At 68.2% G+C, this 20,625-nt stretch carries 19 protein-coding genes; 16 read left to right on the top strand and 3 right to left on the bottom strand.

Features of this window, described 5'->3' with window-relative positions; translation table 11 throughout:
- The first annotated feature begins 27 nt into the window (after positions 1–27).
- The 12 genes from atpH (at position 28) to dusB (ending at position 14,075) form a co-directional block, all read left to right on the top strand.
- Entirely contained in the window at positions 28–576 is a 549-nt protein-coding gene (gene atpH, locus IT184_05470; protein ID MCC7008246.1) for an ATP synthase F1 subunit delta, read from the top strand.
- A 57-nt stretch (positions 577–633) separates the two neighbouring features.
- A complete protein-coding gene (locus tag IT184_05465) occupies positions 634–2,154 on the top strand; it encodes a F0F1 ATP synthase subunit alpha (GenBank protein ID MCC7008245.1) in 1,521 nt (506 codons plus the stop codon).
- A 40-nt stretch (positions 2,155–2,194) separates the two neighbouring features.
- Positions 2,195–3,064: an ATP synthase F1 subunit gamma gene (gene atpG / locus IT184_05460; protein ID MCC7008244.1), complete on the top strand. Its 870-nt coding sequence runs from the start codon at positions 2,195–2,197 to the stop codon at positions 3,062–3,064.
- A gap of 31 nt (positions 3,065–3,095) precedes the next feature.
- The gene (atpD, locus tag IT184_05455; GenBank protein ID MCC7008243.1) at positions 3,096–4,538 is read left to right on the top strand and encodes a F0F1 ATP synthase subunit beta; all 1,443 of its coding nucleotides are present in this window, start codon (positions 3,096–3,098) and stop codon (positions 4,536–4,538) included.
- 11 nt (positions 4,539–4,549) lie between these two features.
- Positions 4,550–4,972: a F0F1 ATP synthase subunit epsilon gene (locus IT184_05450; GenBank protein ID MCC7008242.1), complete on the top strand. Its 423-nt coding sequence runs from the start codon at positions 4,550–4,552 to the stop codon at positions 4,970–4,972.
- A gap of 5 nt (positions 4,973–4,977) precedes the next feature.
- On the top strand, positions 4,978–5,748 hold the full coding sequence (locus IT184_05445; GenBank protein ID MCC7008241.1) for a serine/threonine-protein phosphatase: 771 nt from the start codon (positions 4,978–4,980) through the stop codon (positions 5,746–5,748).
- Positions 5,738–6,532: an ABC transporter permease gene (locus IT184_05440; GenBank protein ID MCC7008240.1), complete on the top strand. Its 795-nt coding sequence runs from the start codon at positions 5,738–5,740 to the stop codon at positions 6,530–6,532. The genes IT184_05445 and IT184_05440 overlap by 11 nt, the downstream gene beginning before the upstream one ends.
- The gene (locus tag IT184_05435) at positions 6,529–7,851 is read left to right on the top strand and encodes an ABC transporter ATP-binding protein (GenBank protein ID MCC7008239.1); all 1,323 of its coding nucleotides are present in this window, start codon (positions 6,529–6,531) and stop codon (positions 7,849–7,851) included. Before IT184_05440 ends, IT184_05435 begins: the two co-directional genes overlap by 4 nt.
- Before the next feature lie 5 nt (positions 7,852–7,856).
- Positions 7,857–8,357, top strand: coding sequence for a D-glycero-beta-D-manno-heptose 1-phosphate adenylyltransferase (gene rfaE2 / locus IT184_05430; protein MCC7008238.1), 501 nt, complete (start codon positions 7,857–7,859; stop codon positions 8,355–8,357).
- A gap of 619 nt (positions 8,358–8,976) precedes the next feature.
- On the top strand, positions 8,977–11,916 hold the full coding sequence (mfd, locus tag IT184_05425) for a transcription-repair coupling factor (protein MCC7008237.1): 2,940 nt from the start codon (positions 8,977–8,979) through the stop codon (positions 11,914–11,916).
- Positions 11,917–11,934: 18 nt separating this feature from the next.
- Entirely contained in the window at positions 11,935–13,005 is a 1,071-nt protein-coding gene (locus IT184_05420; protein MCC7008236.1) for a peptidylprolyl isomerase, read from the top strand.
- Entirely contained in the window at positions 13,002–14,075 is a 1,074-nt protein-coding gene (dusB, locus tag IT184_05415) for a tRNA dihydrouridine synthase DusB (GenBank protein ID MCC7008235.1), read from the top strand. The genes IT184_05420 and dusB overlap by 4 nt, the downstream gene beginning before the upstream one ends.
- 360 nt (positions 14,076–14,435) lie before the next feature.
- On the opposite strand, the gene IT184_05410 is transcribed toward dusB, so the two are convergent.
- Complete coding sequence (locus tag IT184_05410; GenBank protein MCC7008234.1) at positions 14,436–15,827, bottom strand: sigma-54-dependent Fis family transcriptional regulator; 1,392 nt, start codon at positions 15,825–15,827, stop codon at positions 14,436–14,438.
- 205 nt (positions 15,828–16,032) lie between these two features.
- Here IT184_05410 and IT184_05405 point away from each other — a divergent pair, with 205 nt between their 5' ends.
- The 3 genes from IT184_05405 (at position 16,033) to IT184_05395 (ending at position 17,531) form a co-directional block, all read left to right on the top strand.
- Positions 16,033–16,200 (top strand): hypothetical protein, encoded by a 168-nt coding sequence (locus IT184_05405; protein ID MCC7008233.1) that lies wholly within the window; start codon positions 16,033–16,035, stop codon positions 16,198–16,200.
- Entirely contained in the window at positions 16,190–16,441 is a 252-nt protein-coding gene (locus tag IT184_05400) for a hypothetical protein (GenBank protein MCC7008232.1), read from the top strand. Before IT184_05405 ends, IT184_05400 begins: the two co-directional genes overlap by 11 nt.
- 256 nt (positions 16,442–16,697) lie before the next feature.
- Positions 16,698–17,531 carry a FliA/WhiG family RNA polymerase sigma factor gene (locus IT184_05395; protein MCC7008231.1) on the top strand — a complete coding sequence of 278 codons (834 nt, stop codon included), beginning with the start codon at positions 16,698–16,700 and terminating at the stop codon, positions 17,529–17,531.
- Between the two features lie 6 nt (positions 17,532–17,537).
- On the opposite strand, the gene IT184_05390 is transcribed toward IT184_05395, so the two are convergent.
- Positions 17,538–19,079 carry a response regulator gene (locus IT184_05390; protein MCC7008230.1) on the bottom strand — a complete coding sequence of 514 codons (1,542 nt, stop codon included), beginning with the start codon at positions 19,077–19,079 and terminating at the stop codon, positions 17,538–17,540.
- A gap of 105 nt (positions 19,080–19,184) precedes the next feature.
- Between IT184_05390 and IT184_05385 the strand changes: the two genes are divergently transcribed.
- The gene (locus tag IT184_05385) at positions 19,185–20,138 is read left to right on the top strand and encodes an HD domain-containing protein (protein MCC7008229.1); all 954 of its coding nucleotides are present in this window, start codon (positions 19,185–19,187) and stop codon (positions 20,136–20,138) included.
- A gap of 2 nt (positions 20,139–20,140) precedes the next feature.
- On the opposite strand, the gene fabZ is transcribed toward IT184_05385, so the two are convergent.
- Entirely contained in the window at positions 20,141–20,608 is a 468-nt protein-coding gene (gene fabZ / locus IT184_05380; protein MCC7008228.1) for a 3-hydroxyacyl-ACP dehydratase FabZ, read from the bottom strand.
- Positions 20,609–20,625 lie beyond the last annotated feature (17 nt).

Below are 20,625 nucleotides of genomic sequence, written 5' to 3'. Positions count from 1 at the left end.
CCGTTCGCGCCCCTCGACCATGACCTTATGAACGCTCGGACCTCAGCGCGACAGTACGCCAACGCCCTGTTCGACGTGGCGAGCCGCAACGGCCGCACCGAGGAGATCCGGCGCGACCTCGCCCGGTTCGCGGCGCTCGTCGCCTCGCACGCCGAGCTCGGCCGCGTCGCAGCCGATCCCGCCGTGCCATCGTCTGCGAAGGCCGCCATCGTGCGCGCGTTGCTCGATCGCATGGGCGGTGTCGCCGACGAGGTCCGCCGGCTCCTGACCTGGCTCGCGGACCGCGATCGCCTCGTGCTCGTCGCCGACGTCGACGCGCTCTTCTCCGCTCGCGTGCTCGACGCGGCTCGGATCGTCAACGCCGAGGTCACGACGCCGACGGGCCTGGACGAGGGAGCGCGGGCGGCGCTGCAGCAGGCGTTGAGCAAGGCGCTCGGTCGCGACGTCGTGATGACCGAGCGCGTCGACTCGTCGATCGTGGGCGGCCTGATCGCGAAGGCGGGCAGCATCGTGTTCGACGGCAGCGTGACGCGGCAGATCGACCGCGTGCGCGAACAACTTCTCGGGAGCCGCTGACCACACGGCCTCCGATCCGGCCGACGCGAGCGATGACCCGCAACGAGGACTGACCACATGCAGATCAAGGCCGACGAGATTTCCAAGATCATTCGCGACCACATCGGCAACTTCGCCGCGACGGTCGACGTCGCCGAGGTCGGCACCGTCGTGTCGGTCGGCGACGGCATCGCGCGCGTTCACGGCATCGAGCGGGCGATGGCGGGCGAAATGCTCGAGTTTCCGCACGGCCTGTTCGGCATCGCGCTCAACCTCGAGGAGGACGCCGTCGGCGCGGTGTTGCTCGGCCACTCGACGGAGGTCAAGGAAGGCGACACCGTCAAGCGGACCGGCCGGATCATCTCCGTGCCGGTCGGCGACGAGATGATCGGCCGCGTCGTGAACGCCCTCGGGCAGCCCATCGACGGCAAGGGACCGATCGCGTCGAAGCAGTTCTCCCCCATCGAGCGTCTCGCCCCCGGCGTCGTCGATCGCCAGCCGGTGAAGGAGCCGCTGCAGACGGGCCTCAAGGCCATCGACGCGATGGTGCCGATTGGCCGCGGCCAGCGCGAGCTGATCATCGGCGACCGGCAGACGGGCAAGACCGCGGTCGCCGTCGACGCGATCATCAACCAGCGCGGCCTGGACGTGATTTGCATCTACAACGCGATTGGCCAGAAGCAGTCGACGGTCGCGCAGGTGGTTCGCACGCTCGAAGACGCGGGCGCGATGGAGTACACGATCGTGGTGTCGGCGGCCGCGTCGGATCCGGCGCCGCTGCTGTACATCAGCCCGTACTCGGCGTGCACGATCGGCGAGTACTTCCGCGACACCGGCCGTCACGCGCTGTGCGTGTACGACGACCTCTCGAAGCACGCGCAGGCGTACCGCGAGATCTCGCTGCTGCTCCGGCGTCCGCCGGGCCGCGAGGCGTACCCCGGGGACGTCTTCTACCTGCACTCGCGGCTGCTCGAGCGCGCGGCCAAGCTGCGCAAGGAGCTCGGCGGCGGGTCGCTCACGGCGCTGCCGATCATCGAGACGCAGGCCGGCGACCTCTCGGCCTACATCCCGACGAACGTGATCTCGATCACGGACGGGCAGATCTTCCTCGAGGCGGACCTCTTCAACCAGGGCATCCGACCGGCGATCAACGTCGGCAACTCGGTATCGCGCGTCGGCGGCTCGGCGCAGATCCGCGCGATGCGTCAGGTGGCCGGGTCGCTGCGCCTCGATCTGGCGCAGTACCGCGAGCTGGCCGCGTTCGCCCAGTTCGGCAGCGACCTCGATCCGGCCACGCAGCGCCAGTTGAACCGCGGCCGCCGGCTGGTCGAGATCCTGAAGCAGCCCCAGTACCGGCCGCTGGCCGTCGAGAAGCAGGTCGCGATCGTCTACGCGGCGACGAACGGCTATCTCGACAGCGTGCCGGTCGACCGTGTGCGTCAATTCGAAGAGGGGTTGTATCCGTTCCTCGAGACGCGCCACGAGGCCGTCCTCACCGCCATCCGCGAGAAGAAGATCCTCGATGACGAGGTGAAGGGCACGCTGAAGGCGGCGATCGAGGACTACGTGCGCACGTTCGCGGCCGCCACCGCCGCCTAGAGCCAGCCATGTCGCCGTCCATGCCCAACGAGATCTCGCCGTGCCGTCGCTGATCGACATGCGCCGGCGCATCCGCGCCGTCAAGTCCACGCAACAGATCACGAAGGCGATGAAGATGGTGGCCGCCTCCAAGCTGCGGCGCGCGCAGGAGCGGGTCTTCGCGACGCGGCCGTACGCCCGCCAGGCCCGCCACGTGCTGGCGAGCATCGCGTCGCGCGTGGACGAGCACGCGCATCCGCTGCTCGCCCGCCGGCCGGGCGTCGAGGCCGGCGCCACGCTCGTCATCGCGATCACCGCCGACCGCGGCCTCTGCGGCAGCTTCAACACCAACGTCGCGAAAGCGGTTGGCGCGTTCATCAAGGAGCGTCCCAGTCAGCCGGTGTCGCTCGGCCTGGTGGGCCGCAAGGGACGCGACTTCTTCGGCCGCCGCGGATTGCCCATCCGGTTCGAGCACGTGAACCTGCCGAAGGTCATCGGCGTGGCCGACGCCGAGGCCATCGCGGCGCCCGCGATCAGGGACTTCCTCGAGGAGCGCGTCGACAGCGTGTTTCTCGTCTACAACGAGTTCAAGAGCGTCATGCAGCAGCGCGTGGTGGTCGAGCCGCTGTTGCCGCTCACGAGCGTGTCGGCCGAGGAAGAGGCGGCCGCGGCCGTGACGGATTATCTCTACGAGCCGTCGCCCGACCGCATCCTGGACGTGCTGCTGCACCAGTTGGTGCAGGCGCAGGTGCTCCGCGCGCTGGTGGAATCGTCGGCGGCGTTCTTCGCGGCGCAGATGACCGCCATGGACGCGGCGACGCGCAATTCCTCCGAGATGATCGACAGCCTGACGCTCTACATGAACAAGATCCGGCAGGCGGCGATCACGAGGGACATCATCGAGGTCGTATCCGGCGCGCAGGCCCAATAGGGTCCGCGCCGAACGGAAGGTGGAGAGAACGATGGCAGTGGCCGAAGCGGTCAAGACGGGCAAGGTCGTCCAGGTAATCGGGCCGGTGCTCGACGTGGAGTTCGACGGCGGATACCTGCCGGCGATCTACAACGCGCTGCGCATCACCGGCGACGCGGGCGGCACGGCGGTGGATCTGATTGCCGAAGTCGAGCAGCACCTCGGCGAGAACCGCGTGCGCGCCGTCGCGATGAAGCCGACCGACGGCCTGCAGCGCGGGATGCCGGTGCAGGATCTCGGCGGGCCGATCTCGGTGCCGGTGGGGCCCGCGACGCTCGGACGCGTGCTGAACGTGCTCGGCGAGCCGGTGGACTTCCCCGACCGGCCGGTCGCCGCGACGGAACGCTGGCCGATTCACCGGCCGGCGCCCAGCCTCGAGGAGCAGTCCACCGAGCTCAAGATGTTCGAGACCGGCATCAAGGTCATCGATCTGCTCGAGCCGTACCTGCAGGGCGGCAAGATCGGGCTGTTCGGCGGCGCCGGCGTCGGCAAGACCGTCATCATCATGGAGCTCATCAACAACATCGCGATGAAGCACGGCGGCGTGTCCGTGTTCGGCGGTGTCGGCGAGCGCACGCGAGAGGGCAACGACCTCTGGCTGGAGTTCCAGGAGACGGGCGTCATCGATCCGGCCGATTCGTCCAAGTCCCGGGCCGCGCTCGTCTACGGCCAGATGACGGAACCGCCGGGCGCACGGCTGCGCGTCGCGCTCTCGGCGCTCACCGTCGCCGAGTACTTCCGCGACGCCGAGAACAAGGACGTGCTGCTGTTCGTCGACAACATCTTCCGGTTCACGCAGGCGGGCTCGGAGGTCTCGGCGCTGCTCGGCCGCATGCCGTCCGCCGTCGGCTATCAGCCGACGCTGCTCACCGAGATGGGCGAGCTACAGGAACGCATCACGTCCACCCGCAAGGGCTCGATCACGTCGGTGCAGGCGATCTACGTGCCGGCCGACGACTACACGGACCCGGCACCGGCCACGACCTTCGCCCACCTCGACGCGACGACGAACCTCTCGCGCGCGATTGCCGAGCTCGGCATCTACCCCGCGGTCGATCCGCTCGCGTCGTCGTCGCGGATTCTCGATCCGCGCATCATCGGCGACGAGCACTACGCCGTGGCGCGAACGGTCAAGCAGATCCTGCAGCGCTACAAGGACCTGCAGGACATCATCGCGATCCTCGGGATCGACGAGCTGTCGGAGGACGACAAGCTCACGGTCTCGCGCGCGCGAAAGATCCAGAAGTTCCTGTCGCAGCCCTTCTTCGTCGCCGAGCAGTTCACCGGCTACAAGGGCAAGTACGTGCCGATCGCCGACACGGTCCGCGGCTTCAAGGAGATCACCGAGGGCAAGCACGACGAGATCCCGGAACAGGCCTTCTACATGGCCGGCACGATCGAGGAAGTGCTTGAGCGGGCCCGGGAGCAGAAGTAGCCATGGCGGCGCTGCCTGGCCATCTGCGGCTCGAGTTCGTCACGCCGGCGCAGTCGATCGTGCACGAAGAGGTGGACGAGGTGCAGCTGCCAGGCGAAGAAGGCCAGTTCGGCGTCCTGCCCGGCCACGCGCCGATGCTGGCGGCGCTGAGCACCGGACCGATGTGGTACCGGAAAGGGGCGGACACGAAGTACGCCTTCGTCGCTGGCGGCTTCGTCGAGGTCCTGCCCGACCGCGTCTCCGTGCTGGCCCAGGTGGCCGAGCGCGCCGAGGACATCGACATCGAGCGCGCGGAGGCCGCCAAGCGCCGCGCCGAGGAGCAGTTGGCGCGGGCCTCGGTCATCGACGCCGACGTCGAACGCGCGCGCATCGCGATGCTGCGCGCGATCGCCCGGCTGCAGGTGTCCCGACAGTTGCGTCCGCCCCGCGCGTAACCGTCATGGTGCGCATCTCCTCGGCGGCCGCATCCCACCCGGGGTTGCGTCGGGACGAGAACGAAGACGCCTTCGCCATCCGTGACGATCTCGGCCTCTACCTCGTGGCCGACGGCATGGGCGGACACGCGGCGGGCGAGGTCGCGTCCCGGATTGCCATCGAGACGATTGAGGCTTTCGTGCGCGATACCCACGACGCGGACGTGAACCGCACCTGGCCGTTTCCGTACGATCCTGCGCTCAGCCTCGACGGCAATCGTCTCAAGGCGGCGTTCCTGCTCGCGAACCGCCGCTTGGGTGCCGCGGTGGACGAGAACGAGGCGCTGCGCGGCATGGCGACGACGGCGGCCGCCGTCCTCTTCGGGACCGGCAAGCCGGCGGTGGCGCACGTCGGCGACAGCCGCGTCTATCTCTGCCGCGACGGCGCGCTGCGTCAGGTCACCCAGGACCATTCGTGGGTCAGCGAGCAGGTGCGCGCCGGCCTGATCTCCGAGACGGACGCTCGTCGCCATCCCTGGCGCAACGTCGTGACCCGCGCGCTGTCCGGCGGCCAGGACTTGCAGGTCGACGTCGCGGAGTTCGAGGTGCAGCCGCACGACCGGCTGCTGCTCTGCTCCGATGGTCTGCACGGCGTTATCGCTCCGGATCGGCTCGCCGCGCTCGTGCAGCAGCCTGCCCCGCTCGCCGACGTGTGCCGGACGCTCGTCGACGCGGCCAACGACGCAGGCGGACCGGACAACATCACGGTCGCGCTGCTGCAGATCGATGTGGCGTAACCTCGCCGCCCTCGTGCGGTATCGGCCCCTGATCCAGAGTCTCGTCGCGCGGGAGCTCAAGGCGCGCTACCGCGGATCGGTGCTCGGGTTCTTCTGGTCGTTCGTCAACCCGCTGCTGCTGCTCTCCATCTACACGTTCGTCTTCACCAAGATCATGCCCGGCCAGGACGAGCGCACGCAGCCGTACGCCGTGTTCTTCTTCTCGGGCCTGCTGCCGTGGACCTGGTTCACGACGTCGCTGCTCGAGGCCGCGAGCTCGCTCATCGCCGGAGGCAACCTGATCAAGAAGGTGCTGTTCCCGGCCGAGATCCTGCCGATCGTGAGCGTCCTCGCGAACATGGTGCACTTCGTCCTGGGCTTGATCATCCTGGTCGGTTTCATGATCGGCACGCATCACTACCCCGATCCGGCCGGCCTTCCCTGGTTTCCGGTCGTCGTCGCGATTCAGCTCGTGTTCACGCTGGCCCTGGCGCTCGTGCTGTCGGCGCTGACTGTGCACTTCCGCGACATCCGCGACCTGCTCTCGAACCTGCTGACGTTCTGGTTCTTCGCCACGCCGATCATCTACGCCTACTTCATGCCGACCGTGCAGTCGTACCGGTGGCTGTTCCGGTTCAATCCGTTCTACCATCTGGTCGTCTCGTACCAGGAGATCCTGTTCTTTCCTGGCCCGTTCGGGCATCTTCGCTCGCTGCTCATCATGGGCGCGGCGTCGGGGCTCTTCTTCTGCGCGGGCTACTGGCTGTTCGATCGGTTGCGGGATTCGTTCGCCGAGTCGGTATGACCCCTGCGATCGCGCTCGACGACGTCACGAAGATCTACCGCCGGTACGGCGGCCGCCATTTCTCGACGCTGAAGAGCGCGCTGCTGCAGCGGAGCCTGCTCAACGATCTCAAGCCCACCGAGACGTTCGCGGCGCTGCAGCACGTGTCGTTCAGCGTCGCGCCCGGCCAGACGCTCGGCGTCATCGGCCGCAACGGCTCCGGCAAGAGCACCGCGCTGAAGCTCGTGGCCGGCATCACGAAGCCGACGAGCGGCACCGTCACGGTGCGCGGCCGCATCTCCGCGCTGATCGAGCTCGGCGCGGGCTTCCACCCGGAGATCTCCGGGCGGGAGAACGTGTTCATCAACGGGATCATGCTGGGCCTCTCGCGCCGGGAGGTGCAGCAGCGCTTCGACGAGATCGTCGAGTTCGCGGAGATGGCCGAGTTCATCGACGCTCCCGTGAAGACGTACTCCTCCGGGATGTACATGCGTCTGGGCTTCTCCGTTGCGATCCACGTCAATCCCGACGTGCTCCTCGTCGACGAGGTGCTGGCGGTCGGCGACGAGGGCTTCACGCACAAGTGTCTCGACAAATTTGCCGAGTTCAAGCGCCGCAACAAGACGATCCTGCTCGTGACGCACGCCCTCTCCATGGTCGAGCGCTTCTGCGACGATGCCGTCTGGCTCGACGCGGGCGTGAAGCGCGCGCAGGGCGATCCGACCCGGGTGATCGGCGCATACGTGACCGACGTCGCTCGGCAGGAGGAGCAGTTCCTCGCGCGGAGCGACGCCAGGCATCAGGCCGAGGCCGCTGGGCAGGCCCGCAGCTCGCCGGCGGGTCCGGTCGACGCCGGCGAGGCTCGCGCCGACATGTCGCGCGCCACCGAGGGACGATGGGGGTCCGGCGAGGTGGAGATCACGGACGTGTCGCTCCGGAACGATCAGGACGAGGCGACGCACATCTTCCACACGGGACAGTCCATGTCGTTGAGGCTTCAGGTCTCGGCGCGACGGCCCGTCACCGACTTCGTGTTCGGCGTCGCCATCTACAACGCCGAAGGCGTGTGCGTCTACGGCACGAACACCGACATCGAGGAGTACGAGCCCGATCACCTCGGAACGTCCGCAGAGGTGCGGCTGGAGATCGAGGCGCTGGACCTCGTCGAGGGCACCTACAAGCTCGACGTGGCCGTGCACCAACGCGACGGCGCGCCCTACGACTACCATCGCCTGCTCCACACGTTCCGCGTGAAGTCTCGCCTGAAGGACGTCGGCATCTATCGGCCGCGCCACCGGTGGCAGTTCGGCGGCGACGTGAAGGTCACGCCGCGCGTCTGACCGCCATGCCGATCCTGCAGATCGCCGATGCCACGCGCTTCGCGCGCGCGCTTCAGGCCGACGGCCGGCGCGTCGTGATGACGAACGGCGTCTTCGACCTGCTCCATCCCGGCCACGTCCGGTACCTGCAGGCGGCGCGCCGCGAGGGCGATGCGCTCGTGGTGGCGACCAACTCGGATCGCTCGGTGCGCGCGATCAAAGGACCCACACGGCCCATCACGCCGGAGCCGGAGCGCGCCGAGATTCTCGCCGCGCTGGCTTGCGTGGATGCGGTCGTCATCTTCGACGAGGAGACGCCGGATGCGATCATCCGAGCCATCCTGCCCGACGTGCTCGTGAAAGGTGCGGACTGGGCGCTCGATCGGATCGTCGGACGCGAGACCGTCGAGGGCCGAGGCGGGCGCGTCGTGCGCATTGCCGTCGAGGAGGGCTGGTCGACCTCGTCGATGGTCCGGCAGATCGAGGCGGCCGAGCGGCGCCGGCGGTCCGGATCTAGCATGGGATGAAGGGCCTGTGATCGGGTCGTCGTCGTCGCTCGCCTTTCGATCGCTTCTGAAGTCGGCCGCCGCGAAAGCGCGCCTCGACCGGCCGCATCCCCGTCTGTCCGGCATCACGCCGGCGGCGCTCGCGCTGCACGCGGCGGCGCTGGCGCTCGACTCCTCCGTGTTCCTCGTCGTGCCGAACGACGCCGACGTCGAGCAGATGACGGCCGACGCGCGGTTCTTCTTCACGGTGCTGCAGGGCGCGACCGATCGTGCGGTGGCGCAGCAGGTGCTGCCCTTCCCTTCCCAGGAGGTCGATCCCTATCGTGGTCTGAGCCCGCACTTCGAGGTGACATCGGCGCGTGCGCGGGCGCTCCATGCGCTCGCGACCCGGCAGGCGCGGCTCGTGATCGCGTCGGCGCGCGCGCTGCTGCCGCGCATGAGCGATCCCGGGCGCATGGCCGAGGCCGGGCTCGTCGTCGAGCCGGGCGTCGAGATCGCGCCGCTCGATCTCAGCGAGCGCCTGGCTCTCGCCGGCTACGTTCCCGAGGACCCGGTCGACGAGCCCGGCGAGTTCTGCATCCGCGGCGGGGTCGTCGACGTCTATCCCGCGCAGGAGCCTCACCCGCTCCGCCTCGAATTCATCGGCGACATCGTCGAATCGGTGCGATGGTTCGACGGCGGCACGCAGCGCTCGCTGGGCGCCGCCGAGCGGGTCTCGCTCGCGCCGCAGCGGGAGCTGCTGCCGCACGACGCGGCGCCCGACGATCCCGACCATCCCGATCGATCCGCCACGGTGATCGACTTCGTCCGCCGCGCGGGCGCCATCGTGGAGGTCTTCGAGCTCGACGACGTGGCGGATCGGGCCGCGACGCTCGAGCGCCAGTGGCGTACGACGGCCGCCGACATGATCGCGCGCGGCCGGGCCGTCGCGCCGTACGACGAGATCGCCGTCGCCTGGGACGACCTCTCGCCCTGGCTCTCGGCGGCGCACCGGATCAGTCAGCTCAACGTCGATGACGTCGAAGAGCCCGGCGCGCACGTCTCCGTCGTGCCGTCGCTCGAATACCACGGCCGAATCGGCGACTGGGCCGACGAGCTGCGCCGCGCGCGCGAGCGCGACGAGGCGATCGTCTTCGTGGCGGCCACCGCGGGGCGTGCCGAACGCACGATCGAGCTCTTGGCCGATTACGGTCTCAGGGCGCGATCGATGGACACGGCCGACGATCTCTCGAGCGCCGCCGTGCTCGTCGCGACCGGCCAGCTCTCGAAGGGGTTTCACGTCCCCGCCGGCCGGCTGCTCGTCTTCGCCGAGACGGATCTGTTCGAGGAAGAGCGCCGGGTGCACGAGCGTCGCCGCTCGACGGCCCGCACGTTCCTCTCGGACTTCCGCGACCTGAAGATCGGCGACCTCGTCGTACACGTGGACCACGGCATCGGCCGCTTCGCCGGCTTGAAGCGGCTGGGCGTCGTCGCCGGCCAGGACGCGCAGGAGTTCATGGAGCTGCGCTACGCGGGCGACGACAAGCTGTTCGTCCCGCTCGAGCGGCTCGATCTCGTGCAGAAGTACACGGGCGGCGCGGCGCCGGCGCTCGACAGGCTCGGCGGCACGACGTGGGAGAAGGCCAAGACCCGCGTCAAGAAGGCGATGCGCGACATGGCCGAAGAGCTGCTGAAGCTCTATGCCGCGCGCAAGGCCGTCCAGGGGCACGCGTTCAGCCCGGATGCGCACTGGCACCAGGAGTTCGCCGACGCGTTCGAGTACGAGCTGACGGTCGACCAGAAGGCCGCGATCGCCGACATCACGAAGGACATGGAAGCGCCCGTTCCCATGGATCGCCTGCTTTGCGGCGACGTCGGCTACGGCAAGACCGAGGTCGCGATGCGCGCGGCGTTCAAGGCGGTGATGGACAACACGCAGGTCGCGTTCCTCGCCCCGACGACGGTGCTGGCGTTTCAGCACACGAGGACGCTGAAGGAGCGCTTCGCGGGCTTTCCCGTGCGCGTCGAGATGGTCAGTCGATTCCGCACGCGGCAGGAGCAGCAGGAGGTGCTCGCGCAGCTCGCCGCCGGGTCCGTCGACATCATCGTCGGCACGCACCGGCTGCTGTCCAAGGACGTGAGGTTCCGCGACCTCGGTCTGCTCGTGATCGACGAGGAACAGCGGTTCGGCGTGGTCCACAAGGAACGGATCAAGCAGCTCCGCAGGAAGGTGGACGTGCTCACGATGACCGCCACGCCCATCCCGCGCACGCTGAACATGTCGCTCGTCGGCATCCGCGACATGTCGATCATCGAGACGCCGCCGCGCGACCGGCTCGCCGTCCAGACGCAGGTCGTGAAGTTCGAGGCCGACGTGATCGGCCGGGCGATCCGGACGGAGCTGGAACGCGGCGGACAGGTCTACCTCGTGCACAATCGCGTCGAGTCGATCTACTCGATGGCCAATCTGGTCGCGCGGCTCGTGCCGGAGGCGAGGATCGCCGTCGGCCACGGCCAGATGAGCGAGCAGGACCTCGAGCGCGTGATGGTCGACTTCGTCGCGCACAAGCACGACGTGCTCGTGGCCACGACGATCGTGGAGAACGGATTGGACATCCCGAACGCCAACACGATCGTCATCAACCGCGCCGACCGGTACGGGCTGGCGCAGTTGTATCAGTTGCGCGGACGCGTGGGCCGATCCGACCGTCGTGCGTACGCCTACCTGCTCATCCCGGCGGAGCAGACGCTGTCGCCGATCGCGCGGCGCCGGCTCGCGGCGATTCGCGAGTTCAGCGATCTCGGCAGCGGGTTCCGCATCGCCGCGCTCGATCTCGAGATTCGGGGCGCCGGCAATCTGCTGGGCGGACAGCAGAGCGGGCACATCGAAGCCGTCGGTTTCGACATGTACGTGAAGCTGCTCGAGGAGACGATCCGGGAGCTGAAAGGCGAAGACCTCGAGGACGAACGCCGCGCCGCCGTCAACTTGCGCATCGATCTGCGGATCGACGACCGGTACGTGCCGGACATGAATCAGCGGCTCACGGTGTACCGGCGGCTCGCGCGCGCCGCCACCGAGGGCGAAGTGGCCGCGATCCTCGACGAGCTGCGCGATCGCTACGGCACGCCGCCGACGGCCGTCGAAAACCTTGCCCAGTACGCGCGCATCCGCCTGATGGCGGATCAGATCGGCCTCGAGAGCCTCGAGCGCGACCGGCAGATCGTCGTCCTCAAGTTCCGGCAGGACACGCGCGTGGACGCGGTCGTCGTGGCCGAGCTGCTCAAACGGCGGGGCGACCTCACGCTCGTGCCTCCGGCCGTGCTCCGGCTGGATCTCGCGAAGCCCGAACGCGCCCCCGCTCCTGCGGTGCCGGCGCCCACGACGCGACGCCCGATTCGAGGGCCGAGCCCGGCTACGGCCCCCACGTCGGACGTCTCAACGTCGTGGTGGACGGCCCGCGCCACGACCGAGGTCGCGTCCGGGTTCACCCGGGCCGAGATCCTGGCCGAAACGCCGCCCGACCCCTCGCAGCCAGGCGGGCTGTTCGACCGGGTGACGCGGCTCCTCGCGGAGTTGAGCCGCTCGCTGGTCGCCCGGTAACATGGAGAGTCTGCCATCATGAAGAAGCTCACGACCAGCGCGCTCGTTGCCATCCTGTCGTTCGCCGGCACCGGCCTTGCGGCCCGTCAGCAGACGACCGGCATGATCCTCGAGCGCATCATCGTCCGGGTGAATGGCGAGATCCTGACGCAGACGCAGCTCGTCGACCGCCAGACCGAGGCGGTCCGCGAGCGCAATCGCGGGAACCCGAACCTCACGGACGCCGCGATCGTTCAGCAGCTCACCGCGGTCACGCCGGACGTGCTCGTCAATGCCGTGGACGAGATGCTGATCGCGCAGCACGGCCGCGAGCTCGGCGCGAAGTTCACCGACGTGGAATTCAAGAACGCGCTGGAGACCATCAAGAAGGAGAACAACCTCAACGACGAGCAGCTCAAGGCCGCCATGGCGCAGGAAGCGCTGACGATGGATCAGTTGCGCAACAACTTCGAGCGCGCGTACATGATCCAGGCGGTGCAGAGCCAGGAAGTGCTCCGCCGGATCACGCTCACCGAGGAAGAGCTGCGGCAGTACTACAGCGGACATCGCGAGGAGCTGATGACGCCCGCGACGTTGACGCTGCGGGAGATCACCGTCGCGGTGCCGCTCCAGGCCGGGGCCGGCGCCCTCACGGCGCGGCCCGAGGATCTGGCGGCGGCGCGGGCGAAGATCGACGCCGCCCGCGCGAGGCTGGCCGCGGGCGAGGATTTCGCGAGCGTAGCGAAAGCGACGTCCGACTCCCCCACCAAGGAGAACGGCGGGTTGGTCGGACCGCTGAACGTCGAGGACATCAATCCCACGTTGAGGACCGTGCTCGACAAGCTTCGACCGGGAGAGCTGAGCGATATCGTGGAGATGCCGCGAGGCGGCTACCAGATCTTCAAGCTGGAAGAGCGCGCCGCGTCCGTGCTGCCGCCGTTCGATACGGTGCGGCCGCGCGTGGAGCAGGCCGTTCGCGGGAACCGTCTCGATGCCGAGATGCAGAAGGTGAAGGCGAGGCTTCGCAACCAGGCGGTCATCGAATGGAAGGACGAGACGCTCCGGACGCAGTATCAGCGTCGGCTCGCCGAGTTGACCGCGCAGCAGTGAAGATCGCCGGCATCGTCCTCGAACACCCGGTCGCGCTGGCGCCCATGGCCGGCATGACCGACACGGCCTTTCGCCGGCTCGTCAAACGCGGAGGCGGCTGTGGGCTGGTCGTCACCGAGATGGTGAGCTCGGAGGGGCTTGTGCGCGGGATCGGCCGCACGCTCGAGTACGCGGAGTACACCGAGGAAGAGCGGCCGGTGGCGGTGCAGGTGTTCGGCGGCGATCCAGCCGTCATGGCCGAAGCAGCCCGCATCGTCGAGCACATGGGCGCCGACATCGTCGACGTGAACATGGGCTGTCCGGTCCCGAAGATCGCGAAGCACAACGCCGGCTGCAGTCTGATGCGCGAGCCGGATCACGCCGCGGCGGTCGTCCGCGCGATGACCGACGCCGTGAGCATCCCGGTCACGGTGAAGATGCGGGCTGGATGGAACGAACGCGAGATCAACGCGCCGACGCTGGCGAAGATGGTCGAAGACGCTGGCGCCAGCGCGGTGGCCGTCCATGGGCGGACGGCGGCGCAGTCGTACACCGGCGAATCCGACTGGTCGTTGATCGGGAGCGTTGCCGCGAGCGTCGGGATCCCGGTGTTCGGATCGGGCGACTGCGTCGAAGCGGCGCACGTGACTTCTCGCCTGTACGATTCCGGGGTCGCAGGCGTGCTCGTCGGGCGGGGCGCGCTACGGAATCCCTGGATCTTCTCGCAGACCGCGGCCCTGGCTGCGGGCCGGTCTCCGGCCACGGTCTCGCTGCGCGATCGAGGACAGTTTCTCCTCGACTACATCGAGCTGCTCGTCTCGGAGCGCGTCGCCGAGGCGGAGGGCTTCAGGCATCTGGCGCCCGGGGCCGGCGCCCTGGCGCCGCCCGCGACCGGACGAGCGCGTTGGGTGGTGAACAAAGTGCGGGCGCTCGCGAGCTGGTATACGAAAGGCATCGATGGAGGCGCGCAGCTCCGCGTCGCCATCAATTCAGCAGACTCGATTCCTGCCCTTCGGGACATCATCGCGAGCTTCTTCGGCGCACACGACGACGGACTAGTGTCGGTCGTTAGCCAGATTTCTTTGTCTTAGGGCCATTTCTGTGGCCACGGTTCGGCCTCGACCCGCCGGCCATTGAAGTGCTCGTCTGGCGCTGGCGCCGTTTGAACCTTGCTCGCTTCTGATCTCGAGACAGCTTGAAACGCTCGCGCGGGTCTGCGTGAACGCCGCCGGGACGCCAGCTCTTCGGCCGCCGTGGCCGTTGTCGCTCTGCGCGAGTGGCGTCCTCAGGCGACTCCCACAGCTTGCCGCGGGCGAACCACCTAATCGTGGCATCTGGTTGAGTCCGTTGAAGCTGCCGGAGCGTGGGCAGCAGCTCCTCGCGCGTCGCCCCGCGGAAAGCGGTGCTCTCCGTTCCCGACACGATGATCCAGCAGGAAAGGCGGCCCATGATCAGTGGCGCTCCAGGCGCTTGAGCTTTTCGATGAGCGTCGTGCGCTTCAGATTCAGGAGGTCAGCCGCCTGGCGCTTGTTGCCCGCCGTCCGATCGAGGGCCTTGCGGATCAGGCTGTGCTCGAAGTCCGACACGAGACGTTCCATGTCGATTCCTTCGTCAGGAATCGCCAAGTCGGTACTGGCCAGGGCGCCGGCCGCCTGCGTCAGTTCGTCCGGCAGATCGGCTCGCGTGATCTGCGCGCGTCCCGGCGAGAGCGCGAACGCTCGCTCCATCACGTTCTCGAGCTGCCGCACGTTTCCGGGCCAGGCGTAGCGCATCAGCGCCTGCTGGGCATCCTGGGCGATCGTCACGCGCCCGCGCGGCGGCACGGTGTCAGCCGCGAAGCGATCGAGGAAATGCTGGGCGAGCAACGGGATGTCGGCCCGACGCTCGCGAAGTGCAGGCAGCCGGACGGGGATCACGTTCAACCGGTAGTACAGGTCCTCTCGGAACGCGCCAGCCTCGACCATCCGCTTCAGGTCGGAATTCGTGGCGGCGATCACGCGCACGTCCACCTTCACGGTTTGCGAGTCGCCGACGCGTTCGAACTCGCGTGACTGGAGGACGCGGAGCAGCTTCGCCTGAAGGGCAGCGCTCATCGTGCCGACCTCGTCGAGGAACAGCGTCCCTCGGTGCGCCTGCTCGATCCGGCCCTGACGATTCGCGATCGCACCGGTGAACGCGCCCCGCACGTGGCCGAACAGCTCGGCCTCGAGCAGCGTCTCCGGAATGGCGCTGCAGTTGATCGCCATGAAGCGCTGCTGGCGCCGCGGGCTCGCGTCATGAATCGCCCGCGCCGCGAGCTCCTTGCCCGTGCCGGTCTCGCCTGTGATCAGCACCGTGCTCGCCGTGGTCGCGACCGTCTTGAGCAGCTCGAAGAGCTGCAGCATCACGGGCGTGCGGCCGACGATGCCATCGATGTTGAACCGATCGTGGAGCTGGGCGCGAAGGTAGGCGTTTTCGGCCTTCAGCCGCCGTTTCTCGATCGCCGTGTTCACCTCGTGCAGCAGCTCCTCGAATTGAAACGGCTTGGTGATGAAGCCCTCGGCGCCGCGCCGCGTGATCTCGACAGCTTCACGCACGGTGCCGAAGCCGGTGACGACGATCGCGATGATGTCGGGATAGCGCTCGAGCGCATCCTCCAGCACCTGCCGGCCATTCACTCCCGGCAGGCGCAGATCGGTGACGAGGATGCCAAATGCGAACTCGGCGAGCTTCGCGAGCGCTTCCTCGCCCGTATTCGCCTGCTCGACGATGAAGCCATGCTCGCCGAGCCGCTCCGCGATGACGTCGCGAAACGCCGCTTCGTCATCGACGAGCAACAGATGATGCGCGGGCACTTCCGACATGACGCGACGGTATTTTGACATGGATCGCCGCCGCCGGTCCGAGCGCGGTGAAAGGCTTAAAGTCCGCACATGCCACGCCGATACTGCAATGCAGACGTGACGTTTGTGGCGGGACCTGCCGCAAGGCGAGCGCCCGCAGGGATGGCTGAACATGCTGCTCGAGAGAAAGACCGTATCGATTCCTCGCGCCTGCGAACTGGTCGGCGTGAGTCGCCGCACCATCTACAACTGGATCGCCGGCGGCAAGATTCAGTACGTCAGAACCGCCGGCGGGTCCGTCCGCATCTTCGCCGACACGCTGTGGCGCGAACCCGAACCCGCGGCCGATCGGACGGAAGGTGAGTGGAGTGACCGCGTCAGCCGTGGAGCGTGATCGCCTGACGCCGGAACCCGCGCGGACCGATCGCTCCTCCCAGGATCTCTCCGGCGTGTTCCACAGGCTGAACAACCAGCTCGGCATCATCCTCGCGAATGCGGAGCTGCTCGAAGCTCGTCTACACGAAGAGGCGCTCCGGGCGCGCGCCAGCCAGGTCGTGCTGGGCGCCCTCGAAGCGATTTCGTCCGTCCAGGAGTTGCGCACGCACGTCGGCGGCCGCCTGTCTGTCGAACGTTGACGGATGGTCGGACCGCCGACGGTTCGGTGACGGTTTTGCGATCCCCGTCAAGCCGTTGACGCCAGAAACTGCCTGATCCCGCCCGTTCACAGCGATACACGCTCCTGCACGTCTAGCTTGTAAGTCCTACATATTCAACGCTTTGCTGCCAGTGACATCCGGTGGCCGGCCGCGCGATCGAAGCCGAGATCTGGCTGGCATCGCTGTTGCGAAGAGGTGTGCCGTCTTGGGCGTTGCCGCCCTGCAGGAGGCATTGATGTCACGGGTCCCCTTGGAGCAGTCGCAGCAGGATCGAGTGGAGTCCTGCCTGCCGTTCGTTCAGTCGCTCGCTCGACGGATGGCATCGACGATGCCGCATTCGATCGATCTGAGCGATCTCGTGCAGGACGGCGTGCTGGGCCTCATCGATGCCGCGAACCGCTTCGAGGAGTCGCGCGGCATCAAGTTCGAGACCTTCGCCGAACGGCGGGTCCGCGGCGCGATGATCGATGCGCTCCGCCGCGACGCCTGGCCCCGCGGGGTGCGCCGCGTCCGCCGCGAGATCGAAGCGGCGCGCGAACAGCTTCGTCGCGAGCTGGGCGCCGAACCGACGATGGCCGACCTGGCGCGGCGGATCGGATCCGACGAGGCGCAGCTCGAGCGCACCATCGTGCGCATCAACACCATCGAATCGACGTCGCCGCTCGCCAACGTGGAGGCGATGGACAGCACCATGCTTCCGGCGGTGCTGGTGCCGAGCGAGCCGCCGTCGCCCGATCGGCTCTTCGAACAGAACCAGACCAAGGCGCGCGTCCGGCGCGCGCTGGCCCAGTTGCCGCCACGGGAGCGGCGCATCATCGGCATGTACTACTTCGCCGAAGCGACGATGAAGGAGATCGGGGCGGCGATCGGCGTGAACGAATCGCGCGTCTCACAGCTCCACGCGCGTGCGATTCAGCGGCTTCAGCGGATCCTCGTCACCCAGCAGCAGCCGGCCGCGCCCAGGCTGGTGGCCAAGACGCGGAAGCCGAAGTTCCGCCAGCGCGTCGCCGCGGTCCCGACGAACCGTCGCCTGGCAGAGATGCCAGACGATCGGCGCGCGGTCGCCTGATTGCCCTCAGCCGAGCGCCTCGCGCGCGGCGCGCACGAGATCGCGAAGCCGGAACGGCTTCGCGATCCATCGGCAGCCCGTCTCTTCGAGAAACCGGCCGGCTTCGGTGCCGGCCACGTCGCCCGTGACGAAGATCAGCCGGCGGGCGACGTGCGGCATCTTGGCCGACACCTCGCGGAAGAACGCCATGCCGTCGAGTTTCGGCATCTTCAAGTCGCAGATGATGACGTCGTAGTGCCGTTCGCGCAGCCGGACCAGGGCTTCCTCGCCGTCCGCCGCGCGATCCGGTCTGAACCCTTCGTCGGCGAGGGCGGCCGCGACTGCCTCGCCGAGTGCCGCCTCGTCCTCGACGACGAGCGCGCGCGTGCCTTTCGGCACGGCCGGCAGCGGAGTGCTGACCGGCGCCTCGGCGGTCTTGACGCTGGCGCCGCTCACCGGCAGCTCCAGGAAGAACGACGCACCGCGTCCCGGCACCGAGGCGACGCTGATGCGGCCGCCGTGTTCCTGCGCGATCGCGTACGCCACGGTCAACCCCAACCCCGTGCCTTTGCCGACGGGCTTCGTCGTGAAGAACGGATCGAAGACCTTCGACTGCGTCTCCTCCGGCACGCCGGGGCCGTCGTCGCTCACCTCGAGCACGACCGCGTCGCGATCCGGCTCGTGCCAGGAGCGTAGGACGAGCGTGCCGCGGCCGTGCGCGTCGATCATGGCCTGCTCGGCGTTGATCACCAGGTTGAGCACGATCTGCTGGATCTGGTGCGGGTCGGCGAAGACGGGCGGCAGCCCGGCCGCCAGCGCGTCGAGGATCGCGACGTTCGCTGCGCGCTGCTCGAAGGCGCGGAGCGCGACGGTATCGCGCACGACGTGGTTGAGATCGACGGTCGCGCGCGTCGTGTGCCGTTTGCGCGCGAAGGTCTGGAGGTTCCTGACGATGCGGGCGGCGCGTTCGGCCGAGCTGTGAATCGCGTCCAGGTCCCGCCGCGTCGCGTCGTCGAGCCGCCGGCCGGCGAGCCGTTCGGCGCAGACGAGAATCGTGGCGAGCGGGTTGTTCAGCTCGTGCGCCACGCCCGAGATCGTCTGCCCGAGCGCCGCCAGCTTCTCGGCCTGCGAAAGCTGCAGGTACAGCTCGCGTCCCTGATCCTGCAGCTTCTTGCGATCCGTGACGTCGCGCATGATGGCCTCGACGCGCAGCGTCGAGGAGGCGGCGACGGGCTCGGCGCGCGCCGTGACCTCCACCCACATCGCCGAACCGTCGGCGCGCCGGAGCCTGAGCAGGTAATCCTGCGCGGCGCCGTCACGGGCGAGATGGTGCAGGAACTCGCCGCGCGCTTGATCGTCGACGAAGCGATCTGGATCGAGCGGCCGGATGTCGGCGTCGGGCACGTCGTCCATCCAGCCGAAAATCAGCCGCAGGTGAGGATTCGCCGCGAGCGTGGCCGAGCCGTCGAGCTGGACGAGACCGATGTAGATTCCTTCGCGAAGGCCCTCGAACAACCGGGCGAAGGCGGCATCGGCCAGGCGTCCGCGGCCGGCTTGGCTCAACGGCACGGGACGCTCGCCGGCATCGATCGAAGTGTCGTGCGTGAGAGCCCAGGGACGAGCAGCGGGCGCACTCGGAAATCTTAGCATCCCGCGCTAGACTGCCTCGACCGCATGGCACGTCTCCCTCGCATCGCAGAGCTCGACGCCTCGGCGTCCGGCGCCGGCTATTTCCTGTGCGTGCGCAAGGAACGGCGCACCGGCCGCGGCGGACCGTTCCTCGCCATGCACCTGCAGGACGCGTCCGGCGAGATCGGCGCGAAGCTCTTCCAGGACGTGGAGAGCGCCGAGAACCTCTTCGAGGCCGGGGATTTCGTCGCCGTGCAGGCGAAGGGTAACCTCTTCAACCAGCGGCTCGAGCTGGTGATCGAGCGCATTCGTCGCGTGACGGCCGAGGACGAGAAGCTCGGCTTTCGCGAAGAGGACTGCATCCGATGCGCGCCGAGGCCGATCGAGGCGATGTGGCAGGAGCTCTGCGCGCGCATCGACAGCGTCGGCGATCCGCACATCCGTGGCCTGCTGTCACGGCTCGTCGCCCGTCACGGCGATCGGCTGCGCATCTGGCCGGCGGCGCGGCAGATGCACCACGCGTATCGCGGCGGGCTGCTGGAGCACGTGCTGAAGATCGCCGAAGTCGGCGCGCTGCTCGCCGACAGTTATGGCGCGCGGCGCGACCTCGTGATCGCGGGCGCGATCGTCCACGACATCGGCAAGCTCGATGAGCTGACCTACGCGGGCACGATCGAGTACTCGCTCGCGGGCAACCTCGTCGGCCACATCGTGATGGGCGCCGCCATGGTGCGGGAGGAGATCCGATCGATGCCGGAGTTCCCGCCGGAGCTGGCTCTCGAGATCGAGCATCTGATCCTGTCGCACCACGGCGCGAAGGAGCTCGGATCGCCGGTCGTGCCGCTCACCGTCGAGGCGCTGATCCTCTCAGCCGTGGACGACTTCGACGCCACGATGCAGCAGGTCAGGCAGCACCTGTCGAGCGACGACGGCGACGGCCGGTTCACGTCGTACCATCGCAATCTCGAACGGGTGCTCTTGAAGCCGCCGGCCGTGTAGCGCTAGGCCTCCGCCGGCGCGCCGCCGGTCTTCGGTCCGAGCGCGAATCGCATGGTCCCGTCGCAGACGACCTCGCCGTTGACGCGCGCGGCACCGCTCAACACGCCCATGCGGCTACGCAAGCGTTTGACGATCGCTTCGACGACGACGGTGTCGCCGGGGCGGACGGGACGCCGGTAGCGGACGCGTTCGATGCCGAGGAAGAACGGCAGCTTGCCTTCGTTCTCGGGCTTCGCGAGGATCAGAATCGCGCCCACCTGGGCGATGGCCTCGGTGAGGATCGTCGGCGGCAGCACCGGCATCGCCTCGCGTCCGTGCCAGAGATACCGCTCGTTCAGCGAGACGTTCTTGATCCCGACGATGCGCCGGTCCGGCTCGAAGTCGGTGATCCGGTCCACGAGCAGGAACGGATACCGGTGCGGCAGGATGCGCTCGATCGCCGCGTAGTCGAGCGGGAGCTGTAATGTCATCGGCGCCAAGTATAATT

Source organism: Acidobacteriota bacterium (genome assembly GCA_020853395.1).
Lineage (GTDB): Bacteria > Acidobacteriota > Vicinamibacteria > Vicinamibacterales > SCN-69-37 > JADYYY01.
Note: the sequence above shows the minus strand (reverse complement) of the source record. Positions and strands in the feature narration are given on the sequence as shown.

Bases quoted from the DNA above. Each gene is read 5' to 3' on its own strand.
- atpH (MCC7008246.1), top strand. From the start codon at position 28: ATGAACGCTCGGACCTCAGCGCGACAGTACGCCAACGCCCTGTTCGAC.
- IT184_05465 (MCC7008245.1), top strand. From the start codon at position 634: ATGCAGATCAAGGCCGACGAGATTTCCAAGATCATTCGCGACCACATC.
- atpD (MCC7008243.1), top strand. From the start codon at position 3,096: ATGGCAGTGGCCGAAGCGGTCAAGACGGGCAAGGTCGTCCAGGTAATC.
- IT184_05445 (MCC7008241.1), top strand. From the start codon at position 4,978: ATGGTGCGCATCTCCTCGGCGGCCGCATCCCACCCGGGGTTGCGTCGG.
- IT184_05440 (MCC7008240.1), top strand. From the start codon at position 5,738: ATGTGGCGTAACCTCGCCGCCCTCGTGCGGTATCGGCCCCTGATCCAG.
- IT184_05435 (MCC7008239.1), top strand. From the start codon at position 6,529: ATGACCCCTGCGATCGCGCTCGACGACGTCACGAAGATCTACCGCCGG.
- rfaE2 (MCC7008238.1), top strand. From the start codon at position 7,857: ATGCCGATCCTGCAGATCGCCGATGCCACGCGCTTCGCGCGCGCGCTT.
- IT184_05420 (MCC7008236.1), top strand. From the start codon at position 11,935: ATGAAGAAGCTCACGACCAGCGCGCTCGTTGCCATCCTGTCGTTCGCC.
- IT184_05410 (MCC7008234.1), bottom strand. From the start codon at position 15,827: ATGTCGGAAGTGCCCGCGCATCATCTGTTGCTCGTCGATGACGAAGCG.
- IT184_05395 (MCC7008231.1), top strand. From the start codon at position 16,698: ATGTCACGGGTCCCCTTGGAGCAGTCGCAGCAGGATCGAGTGGAGTCC.
- IT184_05385 (MCC7008229.1), top strand. From the start codon at position 19,185: ATGGCACGTCTCCCTCGCATCGCAGAGCTCGACGCCTCGGCGTCCGGC.
- fabZ (MCC7008228.1), bottom strand. From the start codon at position 20,608: ATGACATTACAGCTCCCGCTCGACTACGCGGCGATCGAGCGCATCCTG.